Annotated in this window: 13 protein-coding genes; 7 read left to right on the top strand and 6 right to left on the bottom strand. The window is 69.8% G+C overall.

What is annotated here, in order from left to right; all coding sequences use genetic code 11:
- Positions 1 to 36: 36 nt before the first annotated feature.
- The 4 genes from mnmG to IAI59_RS03325 are packed head-to-tail and all read left to right on the top strand — an operon-like array spanning position 37 to position 4,166.
- A complete protein-coding gene (gene mnmG, locus IAI59_RS03340; RefSeq protein ID WP_207418741.1) occupies positions 37 to 1,899 on the top strand; it encodes a tRNA uridine-5-carboxymethylaminomethyl(34) synthesis enzyme MnmG in 1,863 nt (620 codons plus the stop codon).
- Complete coding sequence (rsmG, locus tag IAI59_RS03335) at positions 1,896 to 2,513, top strand: 16S rRNA (guanine(527)-N(7))-methyltransferase RsmG (RefSeq protein WP_207418743.1); 618 nt, start codon at positions 1,896 to 1,898, stop codon at positions 2,511 to 2,513. The genes mnmG and rsmG overlap by 4 nt, the downstream gene beginning before the upstream one ends.
- A complete protein-coding gene (locus IAI59_RS03330) occupies positions 2,467 to 3,321 on the top strand; it encodes a ParA family protein (RefSeq protein ID WP_207418744.1) in 855 nt (284 codons plus the stop codon). The genes rsmG and IAI59_RS03330 overlap by 47 nt, the downstream gene beginning before the upstream one ends.
- On the top strand, positions 3,318 to 4,166 hold the full coding sequence (locus IAI59_RS03325; RefSeq protein WP_207418745.1) for a ParB/RepB/Spo0J family partition protein: 849 nt from the start codon (positions 3,318 to 3,320) through the stop codon (positions 4,164 to 4,166). The genes IAI59_RS03330 and IAI59_RS03325 overlap by 4 nt, the downstream gene beginning before the upstream one ends.
- 91 nt (positions 4,167 to 4,257) lie before the next feature.
- Here IAI59_RS03325 and IAI59_RS03320 read toward each other — a convergent pair whose 3' ends face one another.
- Positions 4,258 to 5,658 carry an aminotransferase gene (locus IAI59_RS03320; RefSeq protein ID WP_207418754.1) on the bottom strand — a complete coding sequence of 467 codons (1,401 nt, stop codon included), beginning with the start codon at positions 5,656 to 5,658 and terminating at the stop codon, positions 4,258 to 4,260.
- 242 nt (positions 5,659 to 5,900) lie between these two features.
- Complete coding sequence (acs, locus tag IAI59_RS03315) at positions 5,901 to 7,835, bottom strand: acetate--CoA ligase (protein WP_207418756.1); 1,935 nt, start codon at positions 7,833 to 7,835, stop codon at positions 5,901 to 5,903.
- Positions 7,836 to 8,256: 421 nt separating this feature from the next.
- Here acs and glgC point away from each other — a divergent pair, with 421 nt between their 5' ends.
- The 3 genes from glgC (at position 8,257) to IAI59_RS03300 (ending at position 13,508) form a co-directional block, all read left to right on the top strand.
- A complete protein-coding gene (gene glgC / locus IAI59_RS03310; RefSeq protein WP_207418758.1) occupies positions 8,257 to 9,522 on the top strand; it encodes a glucose-1-phosphate adenylyltransferase in 1,266 nt (421 codons plus the stop codon).
- A 2-nt stretch (positions 9,523 to 9,524) separates the two neighbouring features.
- Positions 9,525 to 10,967: a glycogen synthase GlgA gene (gene glgA / locus IAI59_RS03305; protein ID WP_207418872.1), complete on the top strand. Its 1,443-nt coding sequence runs from the start codon at positions 9,525 to 9,527 to the stop codon at positions 10,965 to 10,967.
- Between the two features lie 108 nt (positions 10,968 to 11,075).
- On the top strand, positions 11,076 to 13,508 hold the full coding sequence (locus tag IAI59_RS03300; RefSeq protein WP_237181188.1) for a glycogen/starch/alpha-glucan phosphorylase: 2,433 nt from the start codon (positions 11,076 to 11,078) through the stop codon (positions 13,506 to 13,508).
- Positions 13,509 to 13,550: 42 nt separating this feature from the next.
- On the opposite strand, the gene IAI59_RS03295 is transcribed toward IAI59_RS03300, so the two are convergent.
- The 4 genes from IAI59_RS03295 to IAI59_RS03280 all read right to left on the bottom strand — a co-directional run bounded on the left by IAI59_RS03295 (position 13,551) and on the right by IAI59_RS03280 (position 15,147).
- Positions 13,551 to 13,970, bottom strand: coding sequence for a pyridoxamine 5'-phosphate oxidase family protein (locus IAI59_RS03295; RefSeq protein ID WP_207418760.1), 420 nt, complete (start codon positions 13,968 to 13,970; stop codon positions 13,551 to 13,553).
- Between the two features lie 121 nt (positions 13,971 to 14,091).
- Positions 14,092 to 14,421: a Rieske (2Fe-2S) protein gene (locus IAI59_RS03290; RefSeq protein WP_207418763.1), complete on the bottom strand. Its 330-nt coding sequence runs from the start codon at positions 14,419 to 14,421 to the stop codon at positions 14,092 to 14,094.
- Positions 14,418 to 14,849 (bottom strand): EVE domain-containing protein, encoded by a 432-nt coding sequence (locus IAI59_RS03285; protein ID WP_207418764.1) that lies wholly within the window; start codon positions 14,847 to 14,849, stop codon positions 14,418 to 14,420. Before IAI59_RS03285 ends, IAI59_RS03290 begins: the two co-directional genes overlap by 4 nt.
- 4 nt (positions 14,850 to 14,853) lie before the next feature.
- Complete coding sequence (locus tag IAI59_RS03280; protein ID WP_207418765.1) at positions 14,854 to 15,147, bottom strand: YciI family protein; 294 nt, start codon at positions 15,145 to 15,147, stop codon at positions 14,854 to 14,856.
- Positions 15,148 to 15,172: the final 25 nt, after the last annotated feature.

Here is a 15,172-nt window from a genome sequence, read left to right as displayed (position 1 = left end):
GGGGGAAAATACCACGGGGGCGCTATACCCCGCGCCATGCGCGACATGAATTTCGACGTGGTGGTGGTGGGCGGCGGGCATGCCGGCACCGAGGCCGCCGCCGCCGCCGCCCGCTGCGGCGCCCGCACCCTGCTGCTGACCCACCGGCTGGACACGCTGGGCGAGATGTCCTGCAACCCCGCCATCGGCGGGGTGGGCAAGGGCCACCTGGTGCGCGAGATCGATGCGCTGGATGGCATCATGGCGCGGGCGGCGGATGCGGCGGGCATCCACTTCAAGCTGCTGAACCGCTCCAAGGGCCCGGCGGTGCGCGGCCCCCGCGCGCAGGCCGACCGCAAGCTCTACCGCCAGGCGGTACAGGCGCTGCTGGCGGCGCAACCGGACCTGACCATCCTGCCGCTGGCGGCCGAGGGGCTGGAACGCGATGCCGCCGGCCGGGTGGTGGCGGTGCTGGCCGCCGATGGCACGCGCATCGGCGCCGGGGCCGTGGTGATCACCACCGGCACCTTTCTGCGCGGCGAGATCCACATCGGCGAGACGCGCCTGCCGGCGGGCCGGGTGGGCGACGCGCCCTCGGTCGGGCTGGCGGTTGCGATGGAGGCGCTGGGGCTGCCCATGCGGCGGCTGAAGACCGGCACGCCGCCGCGGCTGGACGGCCGCACCATCGACTGGGCGGCGCTGGAGATGCAGCCGGGCGACGCGCAGCCGGAGCCGCTGTCCTGGATGACGGAGCGCATCGGCAACCGCCAGGTGGAATGCGGCATCACCAGCACGACGCCGGAAGGCCACGCGCTGATCCGCGCCAACCTGCACCGCGCGCCCATTCATTCCGGCCAGATCCAGGGCGTGGGACCGCGCTACTGCCCCTCGATCGAGGACAAGGTCGTGCGCTTCGCGGACCGGGAGCGGCACCAGATCTTCCTGGAGCCCGAGGGGCTGGATGACCCGACCGTCTACCCCAACGGCATTTCCACCAGCCTGCCGGAAGACGTGCAGCGCGCCTTCATCGCTTCCATCCCCGGGCTGGCGCGCGCCGTGATCCTGCGGCCCGGCTACGCCATCGAATATGACCACGTGGACCCGCGGGCGCTGAAGCCCTCGTTGGAGGTGCGTGCCGCGCCGGGACTGTTCCTGGCCGGGCAGGTCAACGGCACCACGGGCTACGAGGAGGCGGCCGCGCAGGGATTGCTGGCCGGGCTGAACGCGGCGGCTCTGGCCGGGGGCGCCCCGCCGCGGAGCCTGGGGCGGACCCAGGCTTATCTCGGTGTCATGGTGGACGACCTGACCTTGCAAGGCGTCAGCGAGCCCTACCGCATGCTGACGGCGCGCGCCGAGCACCGGCTGCTGCTGCGCGCCGACAATGCCGGGCTGCGGCTGACCGAGCAGGGCATCGCCTGGGGCTGCGTCGGACCCGAGCGGGCGGCGCGGCATCGGGCCTTCGCGCAGGGCGTGGCCGAGGCGCTGGCCCGTGCCCGGGCCGAGGGTGGCACCCCCGCCGCCCTGCAGGCCGCCGGCATCGCCATCAACCAAGACGGCCGCTGGCGCAGCCTGCTGGAGGTGCTGGCCCTGCCGGAAACCGATGCCGCCGCGCTGGACCGCGCCTTTCCCTGGCTGGCGGCGTTGCCCGCCGGCATCCGCACCCAGGTGGAGGCCGAGGCGCTCTACGCCCCCTATCTTTCGCGCCAAGCCGCCGAGCTTCGCCTGATCGAAAAGGAGGAGCGCGCCAGCATTCCTGAAGGCCTCGACTTCGCCGCCATTCCCGGCCTGTCCAACGAGATGCGCCAGCGCCTGGGTGCCGCCCGCCCGGCCACGCTGGGCGGAGCGGGGCGGGTGGCCGGCGTCACCCCGGCGGCACTGGCCGCGCTGGCGGTGCATCTGCGCAAGGAGCGTTTCACGTGAAACACGACACGGCCCAGCCGCTGCCACCCCTGACCGTTTCACGTGAAACAGAGGAGCAGATCGAGGCCTTCATCCCGCTGCTGCTGAAGTGGAACGCGAAGATCAACCTGATCGCGCCGCTATCCGAATTCGTGCTGCGCCAGCGCCATATCGCGGATTCCTTGCAGTTGCTGCCGCTGCTGCCGGCGGGCGAGGGGCCGCTGGCCGACCTCGGCACCGGCGGCGGCTTTCCCGGGCTGGTGCTGGCCATGGCGGTGACCCGACCGGTGCATCTGGTGGAATCCGACCGCCGCAAGGCCGCCTTCCTGCAGACCGTGGCCGGCGAGCTGAACCTCACCCACGTCACGGTGCATGCCGAGCGGATCGAGGCCGTGCGCCTGCCGCCCATCGCCGTGGTGACAGCGCGCGCGCTGGCGCCTTTGGATAAAATGCTGGACTGGGCGGCACGCCTGCTGGCACCCGACGGGATCGCGATTTTCCCCAAGGGTCGCAATGCCTTGGACGAACTTGCCGCCGCCCCGGGCTGGACAATGGCGGTGGAGCGGTTCAAGAGCAGCACCGACACCGATGCCTCCATCCTCCGCCTTTCCGGGATCCACCGTGCCGGGGCCTGACTCCAAGCAACCACGCCGCATCGCGCTGGCCAACCAGAAGGGCGGCGTGGGCAAAACCACCACCGCCATCAACCTGGCCACCGCCCTGGCTTCCAAGAAGCGCGTCCTGGTCATTGACCTCGACCCGCAGGGCAATGCTTCCACCGGACTTGGCTTGCCGCGCGCCGAGCGCGGCGCGGGGACCTATGCCCTGCTGCTGGGCGAGCGCCCGCTGGCCGAGCTGATGCAGAAGACGCCCGTGCCCAACCTCTTTCTGCTGGCCGCCGACAATGATCTGGCCGGCGCCGAGGTGGAACTGGTGGGCATGGACGACCGGGAGCACCGCCTGAAACGCGCGCTGGACGCCGGTGCCGAGGTCCTGGCCGGGTTCGACTTCATCCTGGTGGATTGCCCGCCCTCGCTCGGCCTGCTGACGCTGAATGCGCTGGTGGCCGTGCAGTCGGTGATGATTCCCTTGCAGACGGAATTCTTCGCGTTGGAAGGGGTGTCGCAGATCACCCGCACCATCGAGCGGGTGAAGCGCGCGCTCAACCCCGGGCTGGGGCTGGACGGCATCGTGCTGACCATGTTCGACCGCCGCAACAACCTGTCGGAGCTGGTGGCTAACGATGTGCGCGCCTTTTTCCGGGACAAGGTCTACGACACGGTCATCCCGCGCAACATCCGGGTCAGCGAGGCGCCTTCGCACGGTCTGCCGGTGCTGCTCTACGACATGAAGTCCACCGGCGCCCAGGCCTATATCCAACTGGCCGCCGAACTGCTGCGGCGCGAACGCGCCGCCAACCGCTTCGCTGGAGCCAGGGCATGAGTGGCCGCAAGACCCCCCGCCTCGGCATGGGCCTTTCCGCCCTGCTGGGTGATGACAAAGCCCAGGCCAGCGCCACCATCCCCCGCACCCTGCCGGTGGAGGTGCTGGAACCCGGCCCCTTCCAGCCGCGCGGCCCGATCGACCAATCCGGGCTGGCGGAGCTTGCCGCCTCGATCCGCGAGCACGGCGTGCTGCAGCCGATCCTGGTGCGGCCCAAGCCTGGAAAGGCCGGCCACTACCAGATCATCGGTGGCGAGCGCCGCTGGCGTGCCTCCCAGCTGGCGCAGAAGCACGAGGTGCCGGTGGTCATCCATGAGCTGGACGACCGTGCCGCCATGGCCGCCTCCCTGGTCGAGAACCTGCAGCGCGAGGACCTGAATGCGCTGGAGGAGGCCCAGGGCTACCGCCGCCTGACCGACGAGTTCGGCCTGACGCAGGAGCATCTCGGCCGCGCCGTCGGCAAGAGCCGCAGCCATGTGGCGAACACGCTGCGCCTGCTGGGCCTGCCGGACAGGGTGCGCGAGCTGCTGGGCCGCGGCAGCCTGTCCGCCGGCCATGCGCGTGCCCTGCTGACGGCGCAGGACCCGCTGAAACTGGCCGATCTGGTGGTGACGCGCGGCCTGAACGTGCGCCAGACCGAAGCGCTTGCCGCCGCCGCCGAACGCAACCGCCCCGCCGGGCGCGCCGAGGACCCGGACAGCCGCGCCCTGGAACGCGACCTGACCGGCAAGCTCGGGTTGAAGGTGGCGATCCGCCACGGCGCGCGCGGCGGGCAGATCACCATCGGGTACAAGGATCTGGACCAGTTGGATGGGCTGATCCGGTTGCTGGCGCCGGAAAAGTAGCAGGCCAGGGGCGCTGCCCCTGGACCCCGCCGGGGTGGCTGAGCCACCCCGGCTGGAGACCTAAGGGGGCGGCGCCCCCCTGGCCCACTTCTCAGATCTCGGCGCCGAGCGCTTCCAGGGCCCGGTGCATGCCATCCAGCATCTCGTCGATCTCGCTTTCGCTGATGACCAGCGGCGGCGAGACGGCGGCGATCTCGCCCAGCATCACGCGCATCATCACGCCGTGTTCCTGGCCCAGCGCCTGCCAGCGCGCGCCCAGCTTGCGGGTGGCGTCGAATTTGGCGCGGGTGGTCTTGTCGGCCACCAGCTCGATGGCGCCGATCATGCCGGTGCCGCGCACCTCGCCCACCAGCGGGTGGTCGGCGAAGCGGGCGCGCATCGCCTTCTGCAGATAGGCGCCGCGCGTGGCGACCAGGTTGGGCAGGTCCAGCTCGTCATAGATCTTCAGCGTCTCGATGGCGACAGCGGCGGGGACCGGGTGGCCGGAATAGGTGAAGCCATGACCCCAGGTGCCGGCGGCGTCCGAGCCCTGGGCAATGCCCTGGTAAAGCTGCTCGCTGATCATCACGGCCGAGATGGGCAGAAAGGCGGAGGAAAGCTGCTTGGCGCAGGTCAGGATGTCCGGCCGCATTTCGAAGGTCTGGCTGCCCCAGTAGCGCCCGGTCCGGCCAAAGCCACAGATCACCTCGTCGGCCACCAGCAGCACGTCGTGGCGCTTCAGGACGGCCTGCACCTTCTCGAAATAGGTGGCGGGCGGCAGGATGACGCCGCCGGCGCCCTGGATGGGTTCGGCGAAGAAGGCGGCTACCGTGTCCGGCCCCTCGCGCAGGATGAGGTCCTCCAGCTCCTGCGCCATGCGGGTGGCGAAGTCCTCCTCGCTTTCGCCAGGCAGGCCGTAGCCGTAGTGGTGCGGGCAGGAGACGTGGTGGAAGCCCGCGATCGGCAGGTCGAACATCTTGTGGTTCACCGGCTGCCCGGTGGCCGAGCCGGAAGCGACGGTGATGCCGTGGTAGCCACGGATGCGGCCGATGATCTTCTTCTTGGCCGGGCGCCCGATGGCGTTGTTGTAGAACCAGATCATCTTGATGGCGCTGTCATTCGCCTCGGAACCCGAGTTGGCGAAGAACACCTTGCTGAAGGGCCGGTCGCCGGCGGAAAGCGGCGCGCGCTGGATCAGCATCTCCGACAGGTCGATCAGCGGGTCGTGGCTGCGTCCGCCGAAGGCATGGTAGAAGGGCAGCTTCTTCATCTGCGCATAGGCCGCGTCCGCCAGCCGCTGGTTGGCGAAGCCGAGCGAAGCGCACCACAGGCCGGCGACGGATTCGATGTAGCTGCGGCCTGCATCGTCGAAGACCCGCACGCCCTCGCCATGGTCGATGATCAGCGGCCCCGTTTCACGGAACGCCTTGTGGTTGGTGTAGGGGTGCAGCGCGTATTCGATGTCGCGCGCGGCGGCGGAGTTGAAGCGGGGTGCGTCGTCGGGTGGGGTCATGGCATCGGTTCCTGAGCCGGGATGCCACCCAGTCTGGACCAGGGGAGGGGCGGTCGGAAGCGGCGTGAAGGTCGGGGGAAAGAATTCCCCCGAACCCCCTCCCTTTTTCTGTTCTATTTTCGCGTGTGGCTGCGGCGCCGGTGCACCTGAATGACACGGCGGCCGCGTGTCATGCCTGCAACCGAACATCGGATAAAAAGAAGATGGGGGTCTGGGAGAATTCCTTCCCCCAGCCTTGCTTCCTACCTGACCCGGTTCTCGATCAGCTCCTCCACCACCGTCGGGTCCGCCAGCGTCGAGGTATCTCCCAGGCCCCCCGTCTCGTTGGCCGCGATCTTGCGCAGGATGCGGCGCATGATCTTGCCGGATCGGGTCTTGGGCAGGCCCGGCGCCCATTGGATGGCGTCCGGCGCGGCGATGGGGCCGATCTCCTTGCGGACCCAGGTGACGAGCTCCTTCTTCAGCGCGTCGGTCGGCTCCTCGCCGGCATTCAGCGTCACATAGGCATAGATGCCCTGGCCCTTGATGTCGTGCGGCATGCCGACGACGGCGGCTTCCGCCACCTTGGGGTGGGCCACCAGCGCGCTCTCGATCTCGGCGGTGCCCATGCGGTGGCCGGACACGTTGAGCACGTCGTCCACGCGCCCGGTGATCCAGTAGTAGCCGTCCTCGTCCCGCCGCGCGCCATCGCCGGAAAAGTACTTGCCGGGGAAGGTGGCGAAGTAGGTCTGGATGAAGCGTTCGTGGTCCTTGTAGACGGTGCGCATCTGGCCGGGCCAGGAGTCGAGGATCACCAGGTTGCCCTCAGTGGCGCCGTCCAGGATGTTGCCCTCGCCGTCCACCAGCGCTGGCTGCACGCCGGGCAGGGGCAGGGTGGCCGAGCCGGGCTTCAGTTCCGTGGCGCCGGGCAGGGGGGAGATCAGGATGCCGCCCGTCTCGGTCTGCCACCAGGTATCGACGATCGGGCAGCGCTCCTCGCCCACCACGCGGTGGTACCAGAGCCATGCTTCCGGGTTGATCGGCTCGCCGACGGAGCCGAGCACGCGCAGCGACTTGCGCGAGGTCTTCTTCACCGGCGCGTCGCCGTCGCGCATCAGCGCGCGGATGGCGGTGGGGGCGGTGTAGAAGATGTTGACCTGGTGCTTGTCGATCACCTGCCAGAAGCGGCTGTTGTCCGGGTAGTTGGGCACGCCCTCGAACATCAGCGTGGTCGCGCCGTTGGCGAGCGGGCCGTAGACGATGTAGCTGTGGCCCGTCACCCAGCCCACGTCGGCGGTGCACCAGTAGATCTCGCCGGGGCGGTAGTCGAAGACGTGCTGGTGCGTGAAGCCGGCCCAGACCAGGTAGCCGCCGGTGGTGTGCAGCACGCCCTTCGGCTTGCCGGTGGAGCCGCTGGTATAAAGGATGAACAGCGGGTCCTCGGCGTTCATCGGCTCCGGCTCGCAGGTGCTGTCGGCTGCCTCGGTGACCTCATGGTACCAGTGGTCGCGCCCGGCCTGCATCGGCACCGCGCCGCCGGTGTTGCGCACCACGATGACGCCGCGCACGCCGGGCGCCGCCTTCAGCGCCTCGTCGGCATTGGTCTTCAGCGGCACGCGGCGGCCGCCGCGGCGGCCCTCATCGGCGGTGATCAGCAGGGTGCTGTCGCAGTCCACCAGCCGCGAGGCGAGGCTGTCCGGCGAGAAGCCGCCGAAGACGATGGAATGCACCGCGCCGATGCGCGCGCAGGCGAGCATGGCGACGGCGGCCTCGACGATCATTGGCAGGTACAGCGTCACGCGGTCGCCCTTGCGCACGCCCAGCGCCTTCATGGCATTGGCCATGCGGCAGACGCGCCCGTACAGGTCGCGATAGGTCACCTTCACGTCGCTGGCCGGGTCGTCGCCTTCCCAGATGATCGCCACCTGGTCGCCGCGCTCGGCGAGGTGCCGGTCCAGGCAGGAGGCGGAGGCGTTCAGCACCCCGTCCTCGAACCACTTGATTTGGACATCGCCCTCGAAGGAGGTGTTCTTGATGCGGGTGGGGGGCGTCATCCAGGCCACGCGCTGCGCTTCACGGCGCCAAAAGCCGTCGGGGTCGCGCCGTGCCTCCTCGCTCATCGCCTGGAACCGTGCCGCGTCCACCTGCGTGGTCGTGGCGATCTCCGGCCGGACCGGAATCCGGGTGTCGTCCGTCATGCTGCGCCTCCCTGGGGCGGATACTCTTGCCTGTATTGGGGCAAGCATGACCGGGCGGCGTCAAGGGCGCCACGGCCGGTGACGGATGGGCGGGGGAATTCAACATGGCCCCGGCGGCCTGTCTCTCGTGGCCCGGGGTTCCGGCCGGGCGCGCCAGGCCGGCGGAGAAATGTTCAGTGGTCCGGCGGGGCCGCCATTCCGCGAAACTGGCGCAAGCCAGCTGCCGAAAATCCATTTCTGAAAAATTGTTGCCTTTCACACAAGTATTGTCGAGTTCATCCAAAGTTTCATGGCGGCAAAAAAATTTATGCTCGGCATCCCCTCTACGTCGGGAGCCCGGCTCGGCCTAAGATGCGCATCCGCGCAGGCCCGGAAAACGGCGCCCTGGCGGCCCAGAAGACCGTCCGCCAGGAACGCCCGCATGTCACCCTTGCCGAGCCCGTCGCCTCTTGCCCGTCATGCCATGGCGTATGTCCTCGCCGGCGGGCGCGGCACCCGGCTGATGGAGCTGACCGAGCGGCGGGTAAAGCCCGCGGTGCATTTCGGCGCCAAGTCGCGCATCATCGACTTCGCCCTGTCCAACGCGATGAACTCGGGCATCAAGCGCATCGGCGTCGCCACCCAGTACAAGGCGCACAGCCTGATCCGCCACATGCAGCGCGGCTGGGGCTTCATGCGGGCGGAACGCAACGAGAGCTTCGACATCCTGCCCGCCAGCCAGCGCGTGTCGGAAGCCGGCTGGTATTCCGGCACGGCGGACGCGGTGTACCAGAACCTCGACATCATCGAGTCCTACAACCCGCGCTACATGGTCGTGCTGGCGGGCGACCACGTCTACAAGATGGACTACGAGGTGATGCTGGCGCAGCACGAGCAGTCCGGCGCCGACGTCACGGTCGGCTGCATCGAGGTGCCGCGCATGGAGGCCACCGGCTTCGGCGTCATGCACGTGGACGCCGAGGACCGCATCACCGCCTTTCTGGAAAAGCCCAAGGACCCGCCCGGCATGCCGGACAAGCCGGACACCGCGCTGGCGTCCATGGGCATCTACGTGTTCAACACCGACTTCCTGGCGCGCGAGCTGCGGCGCGACGCGGCGGACAGCCATTCCAGCCACGACTTCGGCTCCGACCTCGTGCCCTACATCGTCAAGCACGGCCATGCTGTGGCGCACCGCTTCACCACCTCCTGCGTCACCTCCGGCGTGGAGGAGGAAGCCTATTGGCGCGATGTCGGCACGGTGGACGCCTATTGGCAGGCCAACATCGACCTGACGGACGTGGTGCCCTCGCTCAACCTGTACGACCGCGACTGGCCGATCTGGACCTACAGCGAGCTGACGCCGCCGGCGAAGTTCGTGTTCGACGACGACGGCCGGCGCGGCACGGCGGTGGACTCGCTGGTGGCCGGCGGCACCATCGTGTCCGGCTCGCGCGTCATGCGCTCGGTGCTGTCCAACAACGTGCGGGTGCATTCCTTCTGCGACGTGCAGGGGGCGGTGCTGCTGCCCGGCGTCATCGTCAACCGCAACGTGCGGCTGCGCAACGTGGTGGTGGACAGTGGCGTGCACCTGCCCGACGGGCTGGTGGTGGGCGAGGACGCCGAGGCCGATGCCCGGCGCTTCCGCACCAGCGCCAAGGGCGTGACGCTGATCACCCAGCCGATGATCGCAGCCCTCGGCGCATGAGCCTGCCGGTCCTTTCGGTCGCCTCCGAGCTTTACCCGCTCGTCAAGACCGGCGGGCTGGCGGACGTGGCCGGCGCGCTTCCCGTGGCGCTGGCGGCCGAGGGCGTCGCGATGCGCAGCCTGCTGCCCGGCTATCCCCGCGTGCTGGCGGCGCTGCAGGGCGCCCGGCCGGTGCTGGAACTCGGCTGGATGTTCGGCGGCCCGGCCCGCCTGCTGGCCGCCGAGGCCCATGGCCTGGACCTGCTGGTGCTCGACGCGCCGCATCTCTACGACCGCCCCGGCACCCCTTACGCGGGGCCGGACGGCGACTGGGCGGACAACCCGCAGCGCTTCGCGGCGCTGGCCCAGGCGGCGGCGCGGCTCGGCTTCGGCGAGCTACCCGGCTTCCAGCCGGCGGTGGTGCACGCGCATGACTGGCAGGCCGGGCTGGCGCCGGCCTATCTGCATTACTGGGCTGGCGGCCGCCGCCGCCCCGGCACCGTGATGACCGTGCACAACCTGGCCTTCCAGGGGCAGTGCGACGTATCGCTGCTGGCCGAACTGGGCCTGCCGCCGGAAGCGCTGTCCATCCACGGCGTGGAATACTACCAGTCCATCGGCTTTCTGAAGGCGGGGCTGAAGCTGGCCGACCGCATCACCACCGTTTCCCCTTCCTACGCCGCCGAGATCCGCACGGAAGCCGGCGGCATGGGGCTGGCCGGCCTGCTGCGCGACCGCGCGGGCGCCATGGCCGGCATCCTCAACGGCATCGACACCGCCGTCTGGAATCCCGCCGACGATCCGGCGCTGGCCGCCGCGTTTTCCGCCGCCACGCTGGATGCCCGCGCCGCCAACCGCGCCGCGCTGCGGGCAGCGCTCGGCCTGGCCGACGACCCGCGCGCGCCGGTGCTTGGCATCGTGTCCCGGCTGTCCTGGCAGAAGGGCATGGACGCGGTGCTGGCGGCGCTGCCCACCCTGCTGTCGCTCGGCATGCGGCTGGCCGTGCTGGGCGCGGGCGACCGTGACCTGGAAGCCGGCTTCCGCGCGGCCGCCGAGGCCCACCCCGGGCAGGTGGGCCTGTTCCTGGGCTATGACGAGGCCCTGGCCCACCGCATCCAGGCCGGGTGCGACGCCCTGCTGGTGCCGTCGCGCTTCGAGCCCTGCGGCCTGACCCAGCTGTGCGCCCTGCGCTACGGCGCCCTGCCGGTGGTGGCCCGCTCCGGCGGGCTGGCCGACACGGTGGTGGACGCCAACGAGATGGCGCTGGCCGAGGGCTGGGGCACCGGCTTCGTGTTCAACGAGGCCTCGGCCGAGGCGCTGCAAGGCGCGCTGGGCCGCGTCGCCACGCTGTGGCAGGACCAGGACGCGTGGCGCCGGCTGCAGCGCAATGCCATGGGCAGCGACGTGAGCTGGACTCGCCCGGCGCGGCACTATGCCGCGCTGTACCGGGACGTGGCGCAGGGCTGAGGCGGGGGCCTCAGCTACTTTTTACGCAAGGCGTAATCCACCGCCCTCTCGACATGCATGGTTTGCAAAGGCCATGGTGACGTCCGACGACCTTGGGGATTCCAACGCGTGACCGATGACAGCGTGACGGTTGAAGCCGAAGTGGTGGCGCTGCGCCAGGCGGTGCTGAACAAGCTGATGTACGAGGTCGGCGGCCGCGATGAGCGCGCCAGCCCGCGCGACTGGTTTCTGGCCGCCACCCTGGCCGTGCGCGACCGCATCGTCGACCGCTGGCGCGCTTCCAACGACGAGGCGGCGGCGCAGGGCCACAAGCAGGTCTGCTACCTGTCCATGGAATTCCTGATCGGGCGCCTGCTGTCCGACGCCCTGGGCAACCTCGGCCTGACCGACACCATGCGGCAGGCGCTGGATGGCCTCGGCGTCGAGCTGGAGGAAACCTTCGCGCAGGAGCCGGACGCGGCGCTGGGCAATGGCGGGCTGGGCCGGCTGGCCGCCTGCTTCATGGAAAGCATGGCGAGCATCGGCGTCCCCGCCATCGGCTACGGCATCCGCTACGAGCACGGGCTGTTCCGCCAGCTGATCCAGGACGGGCGCCAGCGCGAGGTGCCGGAGGACTGGCTGAGCCTCGGCAATCCCTGGGAGTTCGAGCGCGCCGGCATCGGCTACGACATCGGCTTCGGCGGCTACGTGACCGCGGACGGCGATGCCCGCATGGTCTGGCACCCGGGCGAGACGGTGCGCGCCATCGCCTACGACACGCCCGTGGTGGGCTGGCGGGGGCAGTGGGTGAACACGCTGCGCCTGTGGTCCGCCCGCGCCACGGACCCGCTGCACCTCGATGCCTTCAACAGCGGCGACCACGTGGGCGCCCAGGCCAACCGCGTGCGGGCCGAGGCGATCTCCCGCGTGCTGTACCCGGGCGACGAGAGCGCCGCGGGGCAGGAGCTGCGGCTGCGGCAGGAATACTTCTTCGCCAGCGCCTCGCTGCACGACCTGATCCGCCGCCACCTGCGCCTGCACGGGGACATCCTGACCCTGGCCGAGAAGACCTCGGTGCAGCTCAACGACACCCACCCCGCGATCGGCGTGGCGGAGCTGATGCGGCTGCTGGTGGACGTGCACGGGCTGGACTGGGAGCAGGCGTGGGAGATCAGCCGCGCCACCTTCTCCTACACCAACCACACGCTGATGCCCGAGGCGCTGGAAAGCTGGCCGGTGCCGCTGATGGAGCGCCTGCTGCCGCGCAACATGCAGATCATCTACCTGATCAACGCCCGGCACCTGGAAGCGGCGCGCGCCCACGGCGCCACCGACACGCAGCTTTCCGCCATTTCGCTGATCGACGAGCAGCATGGCCGCCGGGTGCGGATGGGGCACCTCGCCTTCGCCGGCTCGCACAAGATCAACGGCGTGTCCGCCCTGCACACCGGGCTGATGAAGACCACCGTCTTCGCCGAGCTGGACCGGGCGCTGCCCGGGCGCATCTGCAACAAGACCAACGGCATCACCTTCCGCCGCTGGCTGATGCGCGCCAACCCGGCGCTGACCCGGCTGATCGTGGACACCATCGGCCCCCGCGTGCTGGACGATGCCGAGCGGCTGGCCGACCTCGCGCCCCATGCGCGCGACGCCGCCTTCCAGCAGGCTTTCGCCCGGCAGCGCCGCACCGCCAAGGAGCATCTGGCCAAAGTGGTGCGCGAGCGCATCGGCGTGACACTGAACCCGGACGCGCTGTTCGACGTGCAGATCAAGCGCATCCACGAATACAAGCGCCAGCTGCTGAACATCCTGCACACGGTGGCGCTGTACAACGCCATGCGCGCCCGGCCGATGGCCCCCTGGGCGCCGCAGGTGAAGATCTTCGCGGGCAAGGCGGCGCCGAGCTACCACCAGGCCAAGCTGATCATCCGCCTGGCCAATGACGTGTCGCGCGTCATCAACAGCGACCCCACGGTGCGCGGGCTGCTGCAGGTGGCGTTCCTGCCCAACTACAACGTCACGCTGGCCGAAAGCATCATCCCGGCCGCCGACCTGTCGGAACAGATCTCCACCGCCGGGCTGGAGGCTTCCGGCACCGGCAACATGAAGTTCGCGCTGAACGGCGCCATCACCATCGGCACGCTGGACGGCGCCAATGTCGAGATCAGCGAGCGCGTGGGGCTGGAGAACATCTTCATCTTCGGCCTGAAGGCGCACCAGGCCGGCCCCATGCGGCGCGATGGCTTCGACGCGCGGGCGGTGGTGGAAGCCTCGCCCGACCTCGGCGCGGTGCTGGACGCCATCAGCAACGGCGTGTTCTCGCCGGAGGAGCCGGACCGCTACCGCGGGCTGGTGGAAGGGCTGCTGGCGCACGACCACTTCCTGGTCACCGCCGACTTCGACAGCTACGTGGCGGCCCAGCGGCAGGTGATGGGGCGCTGGGCACGGCCGGTGGAATGGTGGCGCTCGGCGGTGCTGAACACCGCCAACGTCGCGTGGTTCTCGTCCGACCGCACGATCCGCGAATATGCCGACGAGGTCTGGGACCTGCCGGTGCGGTAGCGGGCGGGTGGCCGGGGCTTCGCGCCCCGGCCAGGTGGCCGCTCAGTAGGGCAGCTTGACCTCGCCATCCTCCTCGCCGTCCCAGTAGTGGACGCGGGTGGCGTGCACCTTGATCATCACCACGCCCGGCGTTTCCATGCCGTCCTTGAACCAGTGGTCCAGCTCCGGCGTCCAGTGCTGCTGGAAGCGCGACTTGTCGCGCACCAGCTCCGCCTCGCCTTCCACCGCCACCAGGAAGTGCTTGCTGCCCTGGAAGGACAGGGTGACCTTGGGGTTGGCCTCGATGTCCGACACCATCAGCGACTGTTCCCAGGTGAAGTAGTAGGAGTCGCCCTGCTGGTTCACCTCGCCGTTGTTGCTCATCGGCCGGCAGGCGATGGCGCCGCCTTCCGTGTGGGTGGCCAGGGTGCAGATGTCGATCTCGCGCATCTTCTGGGACAGGTCGGACAGGCTCTTGGTCATGGCGGGGCTCCCCTTGCCGCGTGTGGCGATGCGGGGGGAACGCGGCAAGGCGGCGGTCGGGGGGAAGGAATTTACCGGGGCGTCATCTTTTTTCTGTGAGCCTCCGGCGCCCGCCGCCGTGTCACAACCCCGCATCCACCGGCACCATCACGGTGCCGGCGCCGTCGATCTCCGCCGAAACGGGCTCCAGGCTGTCCCCCCAGCACGGGCCCTGGGTGCAGAAGCCGTCCTCGATCCGGAACAGCGCGCCGTGCAGCGCACACACGATGGCAGTGCCGCGGTGGTCCAGGAAACGGTCCGGGATCAGGTCCAGCGACACGCCCAGATGCGGGCAAGCGTTGACGTAGACGAAGACCGCCTCCCCCCGGCGGATGGCGAAAAGCGGCCCGAAGCCGCGCGCGGCGCCGTCTGGGATCTCCTCCAGCCGGCACAGGGGGCGCAGCGGCGTCACCGCCCTGGCCAGCCGCCCATCTCGCACAGCATCGCCCAATGCGCGTCCGACACCGGCATGACCGACAGGCGGGACTGGCGGATCAGCCCGATCTCCTCCAGCCCCGGCGTGGCCTTGATGGTGGCCAGCGTCACCGGGCGCGGCATGGGGCCCACGGCCCGCATGTCCACGCAGGCCCAGCGTTGAATGCCCTTGGGCCCGGTGTCCTCCGTCGGGTCGGGATAGGCGGCGCGGGCGACCTCGACCACGCCGACGATCTCCTTGCCGATGTTGGAATGGTAGAAGAAGGCGCGCTCCCCCACCGCCATGGCGCGCAGGAACTTCGCCGCCTGGGCGTTGCGCACGCCGGTCCAGGGCTCGACGCCGTTTTCCACCTGCTGCTGCCAGGAAAAGGCGTCGGGCTCGGACTTCACCAGCCATTGCGCCATGCTGTCAGCCGATGCGCTTGCCGTCCTTGAACACGGAGCGGAAGGGCCGGATGGTCACGGTCTCGAACAGCCCGGCCTTGGCGTAGGGGTCGTTGGCGGCCATCTGCTCGGCGGCCACCTGGTCGGGCAGGTTGACCAGCAGCAGGCTGCCGCAGGGCTTGCCCTCGGCATCCAGCACCGGCCCGCCTTCCACGATCACCTCGGCCTGGCTGTCCAGGTATTCCAGGTGCACCGGGCGGGTGGCCAGCCGCAGGTCCAGCGCGCCGGGCTTGTCCTGGCAGGAGATGGCGAAGAGCATGGGGCGTCCTTCCTTGTGTCGCGGC

It is taken from the genome of Roseomonas haemaphysalidis (genome assembly GCF_017355405.1).
In the GTDB taxonomy this organism is placed as follows: domain Bacteria; phylum Pseudomonadota; class Alphaproteobacteria; order Acetobacterales; family Acetobacteraceae; genus Pseudoroseomonas; species Pseudoroseomonas haemaphysalidis.
Note: the sequence above shows the minus strand (reverse complement) of the source record. Positions and strands in the feature narration are given on the sequence as shown.